Origin of the sequence: Rhizobium sp. Leaf311 (assembly GCF_001423445.1) — a bacterium.
Taxonomy (GTDB): Bacteria; Pseudomonadota; Alphaproteobacteria; order Rhizobiales; family Rhizobiaceae; genus Agrobacterium.
The window spans coordinates 315,879-330,678 of record NZ_LMNZ01000004.1 but is presented as its reverse complement, the minus strand read 5'-3'; the positions used below and the strand labels follow the sequence as shown (position 1 = coordinate 330,678).

General features: G+C 58.4%; 14 protein-coding genes. 8 read left to right on the top strand and 6 right to left on the bottom strand.

What is annotated here, in order from left to right; genetic code table 11:
* Positions 1–8: 8 nt before the first annotated feature.
* Positions 9–494 (bottom strand): DUF523 domain-containing protein, encoded by a 486-nt coding sequence (locus ASF69_RS07315; protein WP_062586654.1) that lies wholly within the window; start codon positions 492–494, stop codon positions 9–11.
* A gap of 15 nt (positions 495–509) precedes the next feature.
* Complete coding sequence (glyS, locus tag ASF69_RS07310; RefSeq protein ID WP_062586653.1) at positions 510–2,822, bottom strand: glycine--tRNA ligase subunit beta; 2,313 nt, start codon at positions 2,820–2,822, stop codon at positions 510–512.
* Between the two features lie 201 nt (positions 2,823–3,023).
* Between glyS and ASF69_RS07305 the strand changes: the two genes are divergently transcribed.
* The 4 genes from ASF69_RS07305 (at position 3,024) to ASF69_RS07290 (ending at position 7,872) form a co-directional block, all read left to right on the top strand.
* The gene (locus ASF69_RS07305) at positions 3,024–3,980 is read left to right on the top strand and encodes a glycine--tRNA ligase subunit alpha (protein ID WP_062586652.1); all 957 of its coding nucleotides are present in this window, start codon (positions 3,024–3,026) and stop codon (positions 3,978–3,980) included.
* 86 nt (positions 3,981–4,066) lie between these two features.
* Positions 4,067–4,618, top strand: a complete 552-nt coding sequence (locus tag ASF69_RS07300; RefSeq protein ID WP_062586651.1) for a LemA family protein — start codon at positions 4,067–4,069, stop codon at positions 4,616–4,618.
* A 41-nt stretch (positions 4,619–4,659) separates the two neighbouring features.
* Complete coding sequence (gene aroA / locus ASF69_RS07295; RefSeq protein ID WP_062586650.1) at positions 4,660–5,922, top strand: 3-phosphoshikimate 1-carboxyvinyltransferase; 1,263 nt, start codon at positions 4,660–4,662, stop codon at positions 5,920–5,922.
* Positions 5,923–5,943: 21 nt separating this feature from the next.
* Complete coding sequence (locus tag ASF69_RS07290; protein ID WP_062586649.1) at positions 5,944–7,872, top strand: DUF2207 domain-containing protein; 1,929 nt, start codon at positions 5,944–5,946, stop codon at positions 7,870–7,872.
* Positions 7,873–7,889: 17 nt separating this feature from the next.
* Here the strand turns inward: ASF69_RS07290 and ASF69_RS07285 are convergent, their stop codons facing one another.
* The 4 genes from ASF69_RS07285 to ASF69_RS07270 all read right to left on the bottom strand — a co-directional run bounded on the left by ASF69_RS07285 (position 7,890) and on the right by ASF69_RS07270 (position 10,135).
* Entirely contained in the window at positions 7,890–8,084 is a 195-nt protein-coding gene (locus ASF69_RS07285) for a hypothetical protein (RefSeq protein ID WP_062586648.1), read from the bottom strand.
* Between the two features lie 14 nt (positions 8,085–8,098).
* Positions 8,099–8,956 (bottom strand): S49 family peptidase, encoded by an 858-nt coding sequence (locus ASF69_RS07280; protein WP_062586647.1) that lies wholly within the window; start codon positions 8,954–8,956, stop codon positions 8,099–8,101.
* A gap of 120 nt (positions 8,957–9,076) precedes the next feature.
* Entirely contained in the window at positions 9,077–9,901 is an 825-nt protein-coding gene (locus tag ASF69_RS07275) for a methyltransferase (protein WP_062586646.1), read from the bottom strand.
* A 3-nt stretch (positions 9,902–9,904) separates the two neighbouring features.
* The gene (locus ASF69_RS07270; protein WP_062586645.1) at positions 9,905–10,135 is read right to left on the bottom strand and encodes a DUF2007 domain-containing protein; all 231 of its coding nucleotides are present in this window, start codon (positions 10,133–10,135) and stop codon (positions 9,905–9,907) included.
* 116 nt (positions 10,136–10,251) lie between these two features.
* Here ASF69_RS07270 and ASF69_RS07265 point away from each other — a divergent pair, with 116 nt between their 5' ends.
* From ASF69_RS07265 to moaB, 4 genes are all read left to right on the top strand, one after another.
* A complete protein-coding gene (locus ASF69_RS07265) occupies positions 10,252–11,268 on the top strand; it encodes a polyprenyl synthetase family protein (RefSeq protein WP_062587207.1) in 1,017 nt (338 codons plus the stop codon).
* 260 nt (positions 11,269–11,528) lie between these two features.
* A complete protein-coding gene (locus ASF69_RS07260; protein ID WP_062587206.1) occupies positions 11,529–13,367 on the top strand; it encodes a tetratricopeptide repeat protein in 1,839 nt (612 codons plus the stop codon).
* 6 nt (positions 13,368–13,373) lie between these two features.
* Positions 13,374–14,258, top strand: coding sequence for a 4-(cytidine 5'-diphospho)-2-C-methyl-D-erythritol kinase (locus ASF69_RS07255; protein ID WP_062586644.1), 885 nt, complete (start codon positions 13,374–13,376; stop codon positions 14,256–14,258).
* A 1-nt stretch (position 14,259) separates the two neighbouring features.
* A complete protein-coding gene (gene moaB, locus ASF69_RS07250) occupies positions 14,260–14,799 on the top strand; it encodes a molybdenum cofactor biosynthesis protein B (protein ID WP_062586643.1) in 540 nt (179 codons plus the stop codon).
* Position 14,800: the final 1 nt, after the last annotated feature.

The following is a 14,800-nucleotide window of genomic DNA, read 5'->3' as shown; positions in this document are numbered from 1 at the left end:
CCGGCGTTTTATTGCGTGAGGCGGTCCAGCGCATCAATATTGGCGGGTGAGAAGACGGCTATTCCGGCTTGGCTGAGCAGCGCAGCCGTCACGCCATTGCCCGCCTGTTTGCGGCCCGAAAACGAGCCATCATAGATGGCCACGGAGCCACAGGATGGGCTGCCGTCAATCAGCAGGGCATAAGCACAGCCGTGGTCCTTCGCAAAAGCCAGCGCCTTTTGCGCGCCGTCTATGAATTGTGAGGTTACATCACCGCCGGTGATTTCGATCACACGCGCCCTTCCCTCCAGCACATCAAGCCCGGACGCGCCGTTCTCGATTTCCGCTGGCGGACGCGGAACGGCCATACCACCAGCCATTTCCGGACAGATCGTCACCAACCGCCCTTCCTGCTTCCAGCGCTCTATGGCCGGATGCGCAAGCGGCTTGCCCTTGCCGTCATAGCGAACGGCATGGCCGAGCAGGCAGGCGCTGATCAGAATCTTTGACGTCAACGCCTCCCGACCATATTACCCGGTGATCTTGGAGAAGTCCGCAACGGTACCGGTTGCCTCACGAATGGCCTTCAACAGAGCCAAGCGATTGGCGCGGATGGCATTGTCCTCATCATTCACCAGCACGTCTTCGAAGAATTTATCGACCGGGGCGCGCAGGGTGGAAAGCGCCTGCATCGCGGAACGGAAGTCTTCCGCCTCAACCGCCTTGGCGGCATCGGCAGAGGCGGTCTTGATGGCTGCATACAGAGCCTTTTCAGCATCGAGCCTCAGCAGCTCTTCCGAAACGCTGTTTGCAACCACAGTGCCCTTCTTTTCTTCCGCCGCAAGAAGCTGTGTGGCGCGCTTGGTGCCAGCCAGAAGGTTGATGCCATCCTGATCCGTCACAAACGCCGTCAGCGCCTCGACGCGACGCGCGACCATGAGAAGATCGTCCGTCTCAGGCGTCAGCACGGCCTCGATGAGATCATAGCGTGCGCCGAGATCGCGCAGGTAGACTTTGAGGCGGTCGTGGAAGAAGTCCAAAACGGTAAGAGCAGCAAGCGTCTGCCTACGATCTTCGAGACCCTCAATTTTCTTAGCTTGCTCACTAAATGCCCCAAGGATTGCAGCGTATCTGCCGACATTTTCTGAGGTGATTTCTTTCGAGATCGATCCAAATGATATTGAACGTGAATTGAACGACGCACTTGCAACTGCAATAAGAAGCCCAAGCGAAAGCCGTAAATTTCTTTCTAGAATCATACGTACTACGCCTAATGCAGCGCGCCGCAGTGCAAATGGGTCTTTAGAACCTGTCGGTTTTTCATCGATAATCCAGAAGCCGACGAGGGTGTCGAGCTTGTCGGCCAGAGCCATAGTCAGCCCGACCTTGTCTTGTGGCAGACGGTCGGACGGGCCATTCGGCTTCCAGTGGTCTTCGATAGCCGCAGCAACGCTTTCGTTTTCGCCCTGAAGCAAGGCATATTTGCGGCCCATCAGGCCCTGCAATTCGGGGAATTCGCCGACGGCTTCGGTGCGCAAATCGGCCTTGGCGAGAACCACGGCGCGGTCCACCAGCGCTGCATCGGCGCCGATCACGGGCGCAAGCTGCTTGGCCAGTTCGCGAATGCGGGCCACGCGCTCACCCTGCGTGCCGAGCTTCGCGTGGAAGGTCACGTTCAGCGCATCGAGCTTGGCCATGCGCTGGTCCAGCGGCTTGGTGAGATCAAGGTCGAACTTCGCGGCGGATGCCTTGAGTGTCTCAAGGTCCGGAAGGTTGCTCTGGTCGCGGGTCCAGAAGTGCTTGGCGTCTGACAAGCGGGCGCGCACGACCTTGCCGTTGCCGTGCATGATTTCCTTGCCGCCATCGATGGCCTTGATGTTGGAGACCAGAATGAAGCGGTTGGAGAGGCCCTCTGTCGCGCCCTGCGGGCGCGTCACGAAACACTTCTGGTTGGTCTTGATGGTGAGGCGGATGATTTCCGCGGGGATTTCGAGGTAGTCTTCCTCGAATGTGCCAATCAGCACCTGCGGCCATTCCACGAGACCGGAAACCTCTTCCAGCAGGCCTTCATCTTCCACGAGGTCGAGGCCATTGGCGAAAGCCAGATCCTTGGCGTCATGCAGAATGATGTCCTTGCGGCGCTCTGCATCCAGAATGACCTTGGCCTTTTCCAGGCTCGATACGTAATCTTCGAAGCGGCGCACGGTGATGGCTTCAGGCGCGTGGAAACGGTGGCCATAGGTCACGTTGCCAGCAACGATGCCGTCAATCTCGAAGGGAATGACCTGCGTTTCATCATTTTCAGGGCCGAATACACAGACGATGGATTGCAGCGGGCGCACCCAGCGCAGGCTTTCCGAGCCCTTGCCTTCGATACCGCCATAGCTTGAACCCTTGGGCATGGAGGCCGGGCCGGAGCGCATGGATTTCGGCCATGCAAAACCCCTGATGATGCCGGGCATGACGCTGGCAATGATCTCTTCTGCCGGGCGGCCAGGCTTGGTGATGACGGCGATATAGAAATCGCCCTTCTTCGGATCGGATACGACCTGCGCTTCCGACACGGACGACAGACCGGCACCGCGCAGGAAGCCTTCGATCGCCTTTTCGTTGGCGTCGGTACGCGGACCCTTCTTTTCTTCCCGCACATCGGCAGAGCGGGCATTGAGGCCGCGAATATCCAGCGTCAGGCGGCGCGGCGTCCAGTATTCGCGGGCACCTTCATAGGTCAGGCCTGCTTCTACCAGCGCATCGGTGACAAGCTTCTTGAGATCACCCGCCGCCTTGCGCTGCATGCGTGCGGGGATTTCTTCGGAGCGAAGTTCGAGCAGAAGATCAGGCATATCTGTTTTCCGGTGTCATGGATTTTTCGTTGGCCTCTGCTAGCAAAATTTGAGGCCGGTGCACAATGTAAATATCGGGCGCCCCCGTGCGGGCAGTGCGTCGCAAACAGAAGTTCTTGACCCGCAGGCCCTTGCCATGGCACCTGTCCGCATCCAAAGTCAGTGCATTCTGACTATCCTCTTTTGACCGTGAAGACTGCAATGACCGACGTTCCAGACCATATGAACCCGAAACGTTCCTTTCAGGCACTGATCCTGACGCTGCACAATTACTGGGCGGACAAGGGCTGCGCCGTGTTGCAGCCTTACGATATGGAAGTGGGCGCAGGCACGTTTCATCCGGCAACCACGCTGCGCGCACTCGGCCCCAAGCCGTGGAAGGCCGCCTATGTGCAGCCATCGCGCCGCCCTTCCGATGGTCGCTATGGCGAAAACCCCAACCGTTTGCAGCATTATTACCAGTATCAGGTTATTCTCAAGCCGAACCCATCCAACCTTCAGGAGCTTTACCTCGGCTCGCTGAAGGCCATCGGCCTCGATCCGCTGCTGCACGATGTCCGTTTTGTGGAAGACGACTGGGAGAGCCCGACGCTGGGTGCATGGGGTCTTGGCTGGGAGTGCTGGTGCGATGGCATGGAAGTCTCGCAGTTTACTTACTTCCAGCAGGTCTGCGGCATTGAATGCTCGCCTGTTGCGGGGGAGTTGACCTATGGTCTTGAACGTCTGGCCATGTATGTGCAGGGCGTCGATAATGTTTACGACCTGAACTATAACGGCCGCGAAGGCGACGAGAAGATTTCCTATGGCGATGTGTTCCTGCAGGCAGAGCAGGAATATTCACGGCACAATTTCGAATATGCCGATACCGCCATGCTGCACCGCCATTTCATCGACGCCGAAAAAGAGTGCAAGGCCCTGCTGGATGCCGGTGCGCCCGGTGAGAGTGCCAATCAGGTTCTGCACAAATGCGTGTTTCCGGCCTATGACCAGTGCATCAAGGCATCGCACGTTTTCAACCTCCTGGATGCACGCGGCGTGATTTCCGTTACCGAACGGCAGAGCTATATCCTGCGCGTTCGCACACTTTCCAAGGCCTGCGGCGAAGCCTTCCTGATGACGGATGCCGGTGGCGCGAATTGGAATAAAGACGCGGCCTGATACTTATATGGACAGGCGATGACATGGCAGGCCGGAACGCAAGTTTTCCGGCCAGACCTAGAGGGTTTCACGAGGGGGAACGGCACATGTATATCGCACTGGCTATTGTCGCGGCAATCGCGCTCTATGTCGTCTTCATCTATAATGGTCTCGTCAAATCCAGACAGATGACCGAAGAGGCGTGGTCGGGCATCGACGTGCAGTTGAAGCGTCGCGCCGATCTCATCCCCAACCTCATCGAAACCGTGAAGGGCTATGCCGCTCACGAAAAAAGCACCTTCGAGGAAGTGGTTGCCATGCGCAACCGCGCTCAGGCCGTTCCTGCTGGTGATGTCGAGGGCCGTGCGCAGGCGGAAGGTCTGCTCTCCCAGGCGCTGGGAAAACTGTTTGCTCTGGCAGAAGCCTATCCCGACCTCAAAGCCAACACAGGCTTTCTGGAACTGCAAAAATCACTTGAGACCATCGAGGGTGAAATCCAGATGTCGCGCCGTTACTATAATGGCTCTGCGAGGGATCTGAACGTGAAGGTGGAGAGCTTCCCGTCCAATCTCGTGGCGCGCAATTTCGGCTTTATCAAAGCCCCCTATTTCGAGATCACCAACGAGGCGGATCGCGCTGCTCCTGCTGTGAAATTCTGATGCGATAACCGGCAGTGGCCGGTCGAGAAAACGATAAAGCCATGATCGAACTGACCATTACCCCACCAAACCATCCGCTTTCCGGCAAGGTAGAGCCACCCGGCTCCAAATCCATCACCAACCGCGTTCTTCTGCTGGCGGGTCTTGCCAAGGGCCGCAGCCTGTTGACCGGCGCTCTGAAAAGCGACGATACGCTGTTCATGGCACAAGCCCTGCGCGCCATGGGCGTTGATGTAACGGAACCGGACGCAACGAGCTTCGTGGTGGAAAGCGATGGCGTGCTGAAAGCGCCCAAAGAGCCGCTTTTCCTCGGCAATGCAGGCACAGCGACGCGGTTCCTGACGGCGGCTGTTGCTTCCGTCAACGGCACCGTTGTGGTTGATGGCGACGAACATATGCGCAAGCGCCCGATCCAGCCTTTGGTGGAAGCGCTAATCGCACTTGGCGTCGAAGCAGAAGCCCCAACCGGATGCCCGCCCGTAACCGTGAAGGGCAATGGCCTCGGTTTTGCGAAGGACAGCGTCACCATCGACGCCAATCTTTCCAGCCAGTATGTCTCGGCGCTTTTGATGGCCGCACCCTGTGGAGCAAAGCCGCTGGATATCGTGCTGGCCGGTGAAGACATTGGCGCGAAAGGCTATATCGACCTCACCGTGGCGGCCATGGAAGCCTTCGGCGCCAAGGTGGAGCGCGTTTCCAACGCCGTGTGGCGCGTGCAGCCAACCGGTTATATAGCGACTGATTTCCACATCGAACCGGACGCATCTGCCGCTACCTATCTGTGGGGCGCGGAATTGCTGACGGGCGGCAAGATCGATATCGGCACGCCGGCGGAAGCCTTCACCCAGCCGGATGCCAAGGCCCATGCCATCATGGCGCAGTTTCCCAACCTGCCCGCCGAAATAGACGGCAGCCAGATGCAGGATGCCATTCCAACCATTGCGGTTCTGGCAGCTTACAACACCACGCCGGTGCGCTTTGTCGGTATCGCCAATCTTCGCGTGAAGGAATGCGATCGCATCCGTGCGCTGTCGCTGGGCCTCAATGCCATCCGCGACGGGTTGGCGCATGAGGATGGTGATGATCTCATCGTGCATGCCGACCCCGCACTGGCAGGTCAAACTGTGGCTGCGTCCATCGATACGTTCCACGATCACCGCATTGCCATGAGCTTTGCGCTGGCGGGTCTGAAAACGGGTGGTATTGCCATTCAGAACCCTGTTTGCGTGGGTAAGACCTATCCCGGATACTGGAAGGCGCTTGCATCTTTGGGCGTTCAATACAGCGAAACCGGACAAGACTGATTGCAGAGAAGGACGCCGCCCATGAAGACCCAAGCCGCCAGATGTCTCGCGCTTCTCGTCTTCCTGCTGGCGGCCTTCCCGGCAGCGGCTGAGGAGTTCATCAGCTCCTATCACTCGGTTGTCGATGTCGCCAAACGCGGGCAGCTGACGGTGACCGAAACCATCACGGCCCGGGCGGAAGGCAACCGGATCAAGCGCGGCATCTTCCGCGATTTTCCGCTTTATGCCCTGGACGGCAATGGAAACCGCACCAAGGTCGGCTTCAACGTCGTCTCAGTGGAGCGGGATGGCGCAAAAGAAGACTGGCGCACCGAAAGCATTGATGGCGGTATCCGCATCTATACCGGCAATGCCGACAGGCTTCTGCCGGTCGGCGAACATATTTTTCAGATCACCTACACCACGGACCGCCAGATCCGCTATTTCGATCGCTATGACGAACTGACCTGGAACGTCACCGGCAATGGCTGGCAGTTCCCCATGCGCGATATCTCGGCCACCGTGTCCCTTCCCCAAGATGTGGCGCCAACGGGCACGGCTGTCTTTACCGGAAAACTGGGCGCGACCGGCAAGGACGCCCGTATGTTGACCGAAGGCAACGAGGTCTTCTTTGCCTCGACACGTCCCTTCTATCAGGGCGAAGGCATGACGATTGCGGTAAAGCTGCCCAAGGGTGCTATCGATGCACCATCGGCCGAGCAGAAACGGAGCTGGTGGTTGCAGGATCATCTGGGCTCGATTCTGGGTGTTTCCGGGTTCATTCTCATCCTGATTTATTACTACAGGGCGTGGTCAGCCGTTGGCCGCGATCCCGCCAAGGGCACGATCGTTCCGCGCTGGGATGCGCCTGAGGGATTATCGCCTGCGCTCGTCAACTACGTTGATAATCACGGGTTTTCCGAAGGTGGCTGGACGGCCTTTTCAGCAGCTGCCCTCAATCTTGCCGTCAAAGGCTACGTCGTGCTGGAGGATTTGAAGACGTCGCTCATCATTCGCCGCACCGAAAAGCCGATTGGAGACAAGTTGCAGCCCGGCGAGGCAACGCTGATCAAGACGGTCGATGAGCCCGGGATGGCATTCGAGATCAACAAGAAAAATGGGTCGCGGGTGGTGTCGCTCGGAAATGCTTTCCGCAAATCCATCGAAACGGAACATAGCGGCAAATATTACCAGGCCAATGCAGGTTTTACTGTGCTGGGCGTCGCGCTGTCCATCATCGTGGTCTTCGCCGTTGTCGTCTTCGGAAATTTCGAGCCTGAAGCTCTTGTTGCGATGTTCGTTATCGGCATCATGTCCTTTGTCGGTACGATCTTCGCACTCCTGTTCGGGAAATCGTTTACGCGGGGCGGCTCCTTGCTCAAGCGCGTGGGGATGATCATCGTGCTTGCGCTTGTGGGGTCGATGCTGATCTCCGGCATCGGCGGCGCGATCAGCGTGATCTCTCTGGAAGCGCTCGAAGCCCTGCAGTTGCCCGCCATCATGTCGGTCGCGGGTATTATAGCAACCAATCTCATCTTCCTGTTGCTAATGGGCGCGCCGACACCGCTTGGCCGCAAGCTGATGGACGGTATCGAGGGTCTGCGGCTTTACCTCACTGTTGCGGAGAAAGACCGCATGAACATGCAAGGCGCCCCGCAGATGTCGCCGCAGCATTTCGAAACGCTATTGCCCTATGCGGTGGCGCTGGGTGTGGAAAAGCCGTGGAGCGCAGCGTTCGAGACATGGCTTGCCAGCGCCGCGGCGGGTGCCGCTACGGCCTATTCTCCGGGCTGGTACAGCGGCAGTTACAGCGATTTCGGCGACAGGATCGGCGGGTTCTCGTCGTCCATGGCATCGACGATCGCGTCCACCATTCCCCAGCAGACGACTTCGTCCTCCTCCTCCAGCTTTTCTGGCGGCGGCGGTTCGTCCGGGTCTGGCGGTGGTGGTGGCGGAGGGGGCGGCTGGTAGCCGCCTCTCTAACAAGGTTAAACCTCGTCTTCCTTTTTCACGCGGTATTCACCCGTGTTCGGGTCCTTGATGAGCGTGCCGGAAGCGCCCGTTTCGCGCTCTTTTTCTTGCCGCTTTGATTTCTGCGACAGTTTTTCGGCATCATTCACAAAACGCTTGTAAAGAATGATCGCCCCGAAAACGAGCAGGGCGAGCGTAATCAATTGGGCCATCTATCGTTTGTCCATCAGAATCCGTAACGTGACCACAATGCCTTTTCTTCGGCCACTTCCGCAAGCCCTGCGGCGGCGGATGCGGCAATCGACTGGCCTTGCAGGCCAACGCCCGGCAACTTCTTGCCGAAGAAATTGCGCGCGCCGCTGACAAGCTGAAGCTTGACCTTGTCGCCATAGCGACGGCGCAACACGTCTCGCATATCGCCCAGACCATCGATGAGGCCCAGATCCAGCCCGCGCATTCCCGTCCAGAACAGACCGGTGAACAGTGCCGGATCGTCCTTGAGCTTCGCGCCGCGCCGCATCTTGACCATGTCTATGAAAACATTGTGTATCTCGACCTGGAGAGACTTGAGATATTCGATGTCGTCATCCTTTTCCGGCTGAAACGGATCAAGGATCGCCTTGTTCTGGCCGGATGTATAGACGCGACGTTCGACGCCGATTTTCTTCAGCATTTCGGGAAAGCCGAAGCCGCCGGAAACCACACCGATCGAGCCGACGATGGAGGTGGGGTCGGCGATGATCTCGTCGCCAGCCAGGGCTATCATGTAACCGCCGGAGGCTGCTACATCTTCCACAAAGATCAGCACCTTCTTGTTCTTTTCTTCCGCCAGCTGGCGAATGCGGTTGAAGATCATCCGCGATTGAACCGGCGAACCGCCGGGCGAATTCAGCGTGATGGCGACCGCCGGGGCGTCCTTCATGCCAAATGCCTTGTCGAGCAGCGGACCATAGGATGCCAGATTGAGTGCCGGACGAAACTGACTGCCACCGGCCATGATTGCCCCGTGCATACGCACCACGGGAATGACCAGTTCGGTCTTGCGAAATCGCTTCGGCACCAGTCGTTTCAATAATCCAACCATTTTTTCCTCATCGTCCTACTCATGTGTCAGACGATGTGGGTATCGTGCAGACAAAGACAATGGCGGGGCTGGTGATAATTTGGTGAGGCTTTGCCAGCGACAGAGCGCCTTCCCGTTGCTTCAGCCCGCTCCGAGCGCGCTCGTCTCCTGCCGCTTTTTCTCGCTCGCGCCAGTCCTGGGGTAGGCTTTTCGTCCGTTGGTGAGGTCATCCACCTCAGGCAGAAACGCATGGCTTGCGTTTTCGTGCATGACAAGCGGCGCCCGAAAATTGAGCCTCGCACGAGACCCTTTGATAGCGGTAACAAGCATCCGAACCGCATCTTCTTCGACCCTTGGATGGATGAGGGTGATTTCCAGGCCACCGAACCGGCGACCACAGGCGGCGATGATGTCGAAGATGGATTGTGGTCGGGCAATGAGAGACAGCTGGCCACCCGGCACCATAATGGCGGCGGCCGTGCGCAGCCAGTTTTCGAACAGGCCATCCGTCATCGCATGGGCCGTAGCTTTCAGGGCATCGGGGGTCTTGCGGTCGCCCGCGTCATTGTAGGGCGGGTTCATGATGACATGGTGGAAATGGTCGTCCAGCAGACCGGCCTGCCTGCGCGCATCGGCCCGCAAGGTTACGTCTGCCTGCCTGACGTGGACACGCCCTGCAAAGGCCTCATTTGCGGGAAGTTGGAGGCTGCGCGTGGCGAAATCAACCATCTCGTCGGAAAGCTCGAAAAGGGTGACATCGGTTTTTTCCAGCCGGGATGCCACCGCCATGCCTGCGGCCCCTGCCCCGGCTCCAAGGTCGGCCACGCGGCACGGGTTCTGGTCTGCCACCAGCGCTGCCAGAAGCATGGCGTCAATGCCTGCCCTGTGGCCCCGGCCCTTGGGTTGCAAGATCTGGAAGCGGCCGCGATGAAACGCATCCACTGTTTCTGAAACCGATGCGGCCATGTGCTATGTCCGGTCTTCGCGAAGCTCGTCGGCGAGGCCAGCATCGGTCAGGATCCGGCGGGCCTCATCGCCCCGGTCATCCTCCACCAGCAAGCGGCGCGGCAAAAGCCCAAGAGACCCTTCAAGGATGCTCATGCCCTGATCTGCGATCATGCTGTGGATACCGGCGTCCTTCATAAGGCTCTGCGCAAAAGACAAGACAACGGCGTCGTTCGTGCGGATCAGTTCTCGCATTGGTAAGTTTCCAACTAAAATCCCATCTTTTTGAACGGTGTGAGGCAATTCGCCCCTTGCCGCTTGCACCGCTGCTTTCTATTGTCGGCCCCAATATCGAACAGGAGTCCGGTCCGTTGGGCGTCGTCATACCGCTTGAAGAAAGCAAAAACAAACTCGCATCCGTCAAGCCGCTTGTCGACCTGACCCGACCGGATATGGAAAGGGTCAACCAGCTTATCCTCTCCAAAGCTGGATCGGATGTCCAGATGATACCGGAGGTCGCCAACCATCTGATTTCATCAGGCGGAAAACGACTGCGCCCGATGCTGACGCTCGCATCTGCCGCCATGTTCGATTATCAGGGCGATCACCATATCAAGCTGGCTACCAGCGTCGAGTTCATGCACACCGCAACACTGCTGCACGATGACGTGGTGGACGAAAGCGACCTGCGCCGTGGCAAATCCACCGCGCGCACCATCTGGGGCAATCAGGCCAGCGTTCTGGTCGGCGATTTCCTTCTCGGGCAAGCCTTCCGGATGATGGTCGATGTCGGCTCTCTGGATGCACTCGATGTTTTGTCGACCGCCGCATCTGTTATTGCCGAGGGCGAAGTCCTGCAGCTTTCGGTCGCCAAGAACATGGAGACCACCGAGGATGACTATCTTCAGGTGATTCGCGCAAAGACAGCCGCCCTGTTTGCCGCCGCTGCCGAGGTTGGGCCGATTGTTGCCAAGACCGACAAGGCCACGCGCGGTGCGTTGAAGTCCTACGGCATGAACCTTGGCCTGGCGTTCCAGCTGGTAGACGATGTTCTCGACTACGGCGGCAAATCTGCCGATCTCGGCAAGAACACCGGCGATGATTTCCGCGAGGGCAAGATCACGCTGCCTGTAATCCTGTCGTATCGTCGCGGCACTGCGGAAGAGCGTGATTTCTGGAAGCGCGCCATCGAGAACGGTGAAAGCACCGATGAGAACCTCGAAGCGGCGCTGGTCCTGATCAAGAAATATAATGGTTTGACGGACACGATTGCCCGCGCCAAGCATTACGGAACGATCGCGCGCGACGCGCTGGCACCTTTGCCACAGAGCCCATGGAAAAATGCGCTGATGGAAGTGATCGACTTCTGCATCCAGCGCGTGAACTGAGCGGGCGGCCCTATCGGCCTGATTGATGGCAGCCGGACGAAATCCTCACGGTTGTCATCGGTGAGTCCGGTGGAAATTCTTGCAGGCTTGCTCCAAAAAAGCCATTCTGTCGTGACGTGGTGTTATGGCGTGAATCGTTTCGGGTTCATGCATCATGATCCAATTCAAGCCTTGCGGCACGAGGGTGCACCCCTGTTGCCCGGACCGTAAGGCGGGAAACTGATTTTTCGGTGCGAATGCACAAAAGCAAAGGTTCCTTCATGCGGCGCAAACCAGCATCTCGTCTATTCTGCGGCGCGGCTTTCATTGCCGTGCTTTCCATCGGCGCGGGCACGACAGCCGCTCTGGCCGAGACGAAACCAGCAGACAAGCCCGCCGAAACCGCGACCTTTGATCCCGCAAAGGTCAATACCTTTTCAGGCGCGTTTCTGGCTGCCCGCACCGCAGATGTCGATCAGGATTTTGCGACCGCGATAACGCTCTATAAGAAAGCTCTGGATTTCGACACGGCGAATGTTGAAATCCGCCAGCGTCTGATGATCGCGCAGCTGCTCAGCGGTGACTTCGACGCCGGTGCAAAGATTGCCGACTCCTTGAAGGATGATTCGTCTGTCGAGCGCGTAACGACCATTGTTCGCGCCTTGGCCGCCATCAAGGACAAGAAGTTCTCTGACGCCGAAAAAATCCTCAAATATAGCGGTCCGAACGATCTCGACCGTATGGTCAACACGCTTTTGACGGCATGGGCGCGCGCCGGTGCTGGCAAGAACAAGGAAGCGCTGGCCCTCGTCAACGGCATGAAGGGACCGGGCTGGTTCTCGATTTTCCAGAAATACAATGCCGGCGCCATCGCGCTCGTCTCCGGCAATATCGACGCTGCCCGCAAGAGCCTCAATGATGCGGTGACCGACCGCGAAGGTGGTGCGACAGCAACCGACACCTATATGCGTGCGGTCATGGCGTTGGCCCGGCTGGAAGCAAAGGCAGGCAACAAGCAGAAGGCGCTCGACACCATTGCCGTGGGCGATACTTTTGCGCCCAATTACGCACCCTTGAAGGCGCTGCGCCAAAGCATTGAACGCGGCGATAAGCCCGAACAGCAGGTGCAGACCCCTGTGGACGGCGCTGCCGCCGTAATGTTCTCCATTGCCGGGGCTCTCAACCGCGAAGGCGCCGAGGAAATCGTTACGCTTTACCTGCAGACGTCGCGCGCGCTGGATCCGAAAAGTGCCGATACGCTCATTCTCCTTGGCGGCCTGGCCGAAGCGCAGAAGCAGCCAGAGCGTGCCATTGCCTTTTACCGAGAAGTCCCGGCTGACTCGCCAATGCATCGCATTTCGGAATTGCAGCTTGGCCTGACGCTGGCACAGACCGACAAGGTTGCGGAAGCACGGACACACCTCAAGTCGCTGCTTGAGTCCGACCCTTCGGATATCCGCTCCTATCTCGCCTATGGGTCGGTTTTGTCCGATGCCAAGGATTATCAGGCTATGGCCGCCAATTACGACAAGGCGGTTGAGATTATCGGGGCCGTGCCGAAGAAGAGCGACTGGACGATCTTTTTCCAGCGCGGGATTGCCTATGAGCGGCTGAAGCAGTGGGACAAGGCCGAGCCCGACTTCAAGCGCGCGCTGGAACTCAATCCCGAGCAGCCGCAGGTGCTGAATTATCTGGGCTATTCCTGGGTCGACAAGAACATGAACCTCGAGCAGGGGATCGACATGATCCGCCGCGCTGTCGAACTTCGTCCCAATGATGGTTACATCGTCGATTCGCTGGGCTGGGCGCATTATCGACTGGGCGCTTTCGATGAGGCGGTGACGGAACTGGAACGCGCCATTGAATTGCGCGCCGGAGACCCTACCATCAACGACCACCTGGGTGACGCCTATTGGCGTGTCGGTCGCAAAATCGAAGCCGTCTACCAGTGGAACCGTGCCCTCATTGGCGAAAGCGATGATGTGGACAAGGCCAAGGTGAAGGAAAAGATTGCCAACGGCCTGCCGCCTCTGGAAAAGGACGCGCAGAATACCGCCAAGAAGGATCAGGGGCAGCCTCAGCCCGTTGCGCCTGCTCCCGCGCCGGACAAGAAATCTTGAGCCACAATGTTGTCGAGTGAACATGCCGGAGCGACCGAGACCATCGAGGCCGCTCCCGCCAAAATCAACCTCGCGCTTCATGTTACGGGTCAAAGAGCAGACGGATATCATCTGCTCGAATCGCTCGTGACCTTCACCGAGGTCGGTGACGTGATCCGCATTCGCGATGCCGCAGGGGACAGTTTCCGCATCTGCGGACCCTTTTCCGAGCTCCTTCAGCAGGGAAACGAAAGCGGTAATCTTGTTCTGAAAGCACGCGACCTTCTGCGGACGGCTTTGCCGCAATATGCCGGCCCGGTTGCCATTCAACTTGAAAAGAACCTTCCGGTCGCCTCGGGCATCGGCGGCGGATCTGCCGATGCTGCGGCTACTCTTCGCGCTCTTTGCCGTCACTGGGATTTGAAGCCGGATGATGGGACGCTTCAACGGATTGCACTTTCGCTTGGAGCGGATGTGCCCATGTGTCTGGCCAGTCGACCACTGATTGCCAGCGGCATTGGCGAAACCATCACCTTTCTTGCGGATATGCCGGTCATGGCGCTCGTTCTGGTCAACCCGCTGAAGGGCGTTTCGACACCGGACGTGTTCAGAAGTCTTGTCAGCAAGCAAAATCCGTCACTGAAGCCGCGCGGCCACAGCAGCTGGATCGATTTCATCGCGCAAAATCGCAATGATCTTGAACCCCCTGCCCGCGCCATTCTGGCGGAGATTACCGAGATCTCCGATTTGCTGACTGGCACGGGTGCGCAGCTTGTGCGCATGTCGGGCTCGGGTGCGACATGCTTTGGTATATACCCGGCGATGGATGATGCCAGCGCGGCGGCTGCCCAGCTTCGCCACCAGCACCCCGGCTGGTATGTTCAGGCAACGAAAACCATAGGCGGAATTTGACATGAGTGCAGAAAGACCCTTTATCCCGGTCGGCATTGCGGTCCTGACGGTGTCAGACACGCGAACGCTGGAAGATGACAAATCTGGCCAAACGCTTTGCGCCCGCATCTCCGAGGCCGGTCACCTGCTGGTAGATCGCGCCATCGTCCCCGACGACAAGGCCGCCATTCAGGAGCAGGTGCGCAACTGGACCCTGTCCGACGAAGTCGATGTGGTGATTACAACGGGTGGCACCGGCTTTACCGGCCGTGATGTGACGCCGGAGGCACTGGAACCGTTGTTTGACAAGCGGATGGATGGTTTCTCTGTGGTCTTTCACCGTATCTCGGAGGATAAGATCGGCACGTCGACAATCCAATCCCGCGCGACGGCTGGCCTTTGCAATCAGACCTTCGTCTTCGTGCTGCCCGGCTCTCCCGGCGCCTGCCGGGACGCCTGGGATGGCATCCTCAAGCCGCAGCTGGATTATCGCCACATGCCCTGCAATTTCGTGGAAATCATGCCCCGCCTTGATGAGCATCTGAAACGCGGAAAGTCCTGAG

Bases quoted from the DNA above. Each gene is read 5' to 3' on its own strand.
- ASF69_RS07285 (WP_062586648.1), bottom strand. From the start codon at position 8,084: ATGGCCCAATTGATTACGCTCGCCCTGCTCGTTTTCGGGGCGATCATT.
- aroA (WP_062586650.1), top strand. From the start codon at position 4,660: ATGATCGAACTGACCATTACCCCACCAAACCATCCGCTTTCCGGCAAG.
- ASF69_RS07275 (WP_062586646.1), bottom strand. From the start codon at position 9,901: ATGGCCGCATCGGTTTCAGAAACAGTGGATGCGTTTCATCGCGGCCGC.
- ASF69_RS07290 (WP_062586649.1), top strand. From the start codon at position 5,944: ATGAAGACCCAAGCCGCCAGATGTCTCGCGCTTCTCGTCTTCCTGCTG.
- moaB (WP_062586643.1), top strand. From the start codon at position 14,260: ATGAGTGCAGAAAGACCCTTTATCCCGGTCGGCATTGCGGTCCTGACG.
- ASF69_RS07260 (WP_062587206.1), top strand. From the start codon at position 11,529: ATGCGGCGCAAACCAGCATCTCGTCTATTCTGCGGCGCGGCTTTCATT.
- ASF69_RS07305 (WP_062586652.1), top strand. From the start codon at position 3,024: ATGACCGACGTTCCAGACCATATGAACCCGAAACGTTCCTTTCAGGCA.
- ASF69_RS07300 (WP_062586651.1), top strand. From the start codon at position 4,067: ATGTATATCGCACTGGCTATTGTCGCGGCAATCGCGCTCTATGTCGTC.
- ASF69_RS07255 (WP_062586644.1), top strand. From the start codon at position 13,374: ATGTTGTCGAGTGAACATGCCGGAGCGACCGAGACCATCGAGGCCGCT.
- ASF69_RS07270 (WP_062586645.1), bottom strand. From the start codon at position 10,135: ATGCGAGAACTGATCCGCACGAACGACGCCGTTGTCTTGTCTTTTGCG.
- ASF69_RS07280 (WP_062586647.1), bottom strand. From the start codon at position 8,956: ATGGTTGGATTATTGAAACGACTGGTGCCGAAGCGATTTCGCAAGACC.
- glyS (WP_062586653.1), bottom strand. From the start codon at position 2,822: ATGCCTGATCTTCTGCTCGAACTTCGCTCCGAAGAAATCCCCGCACGC.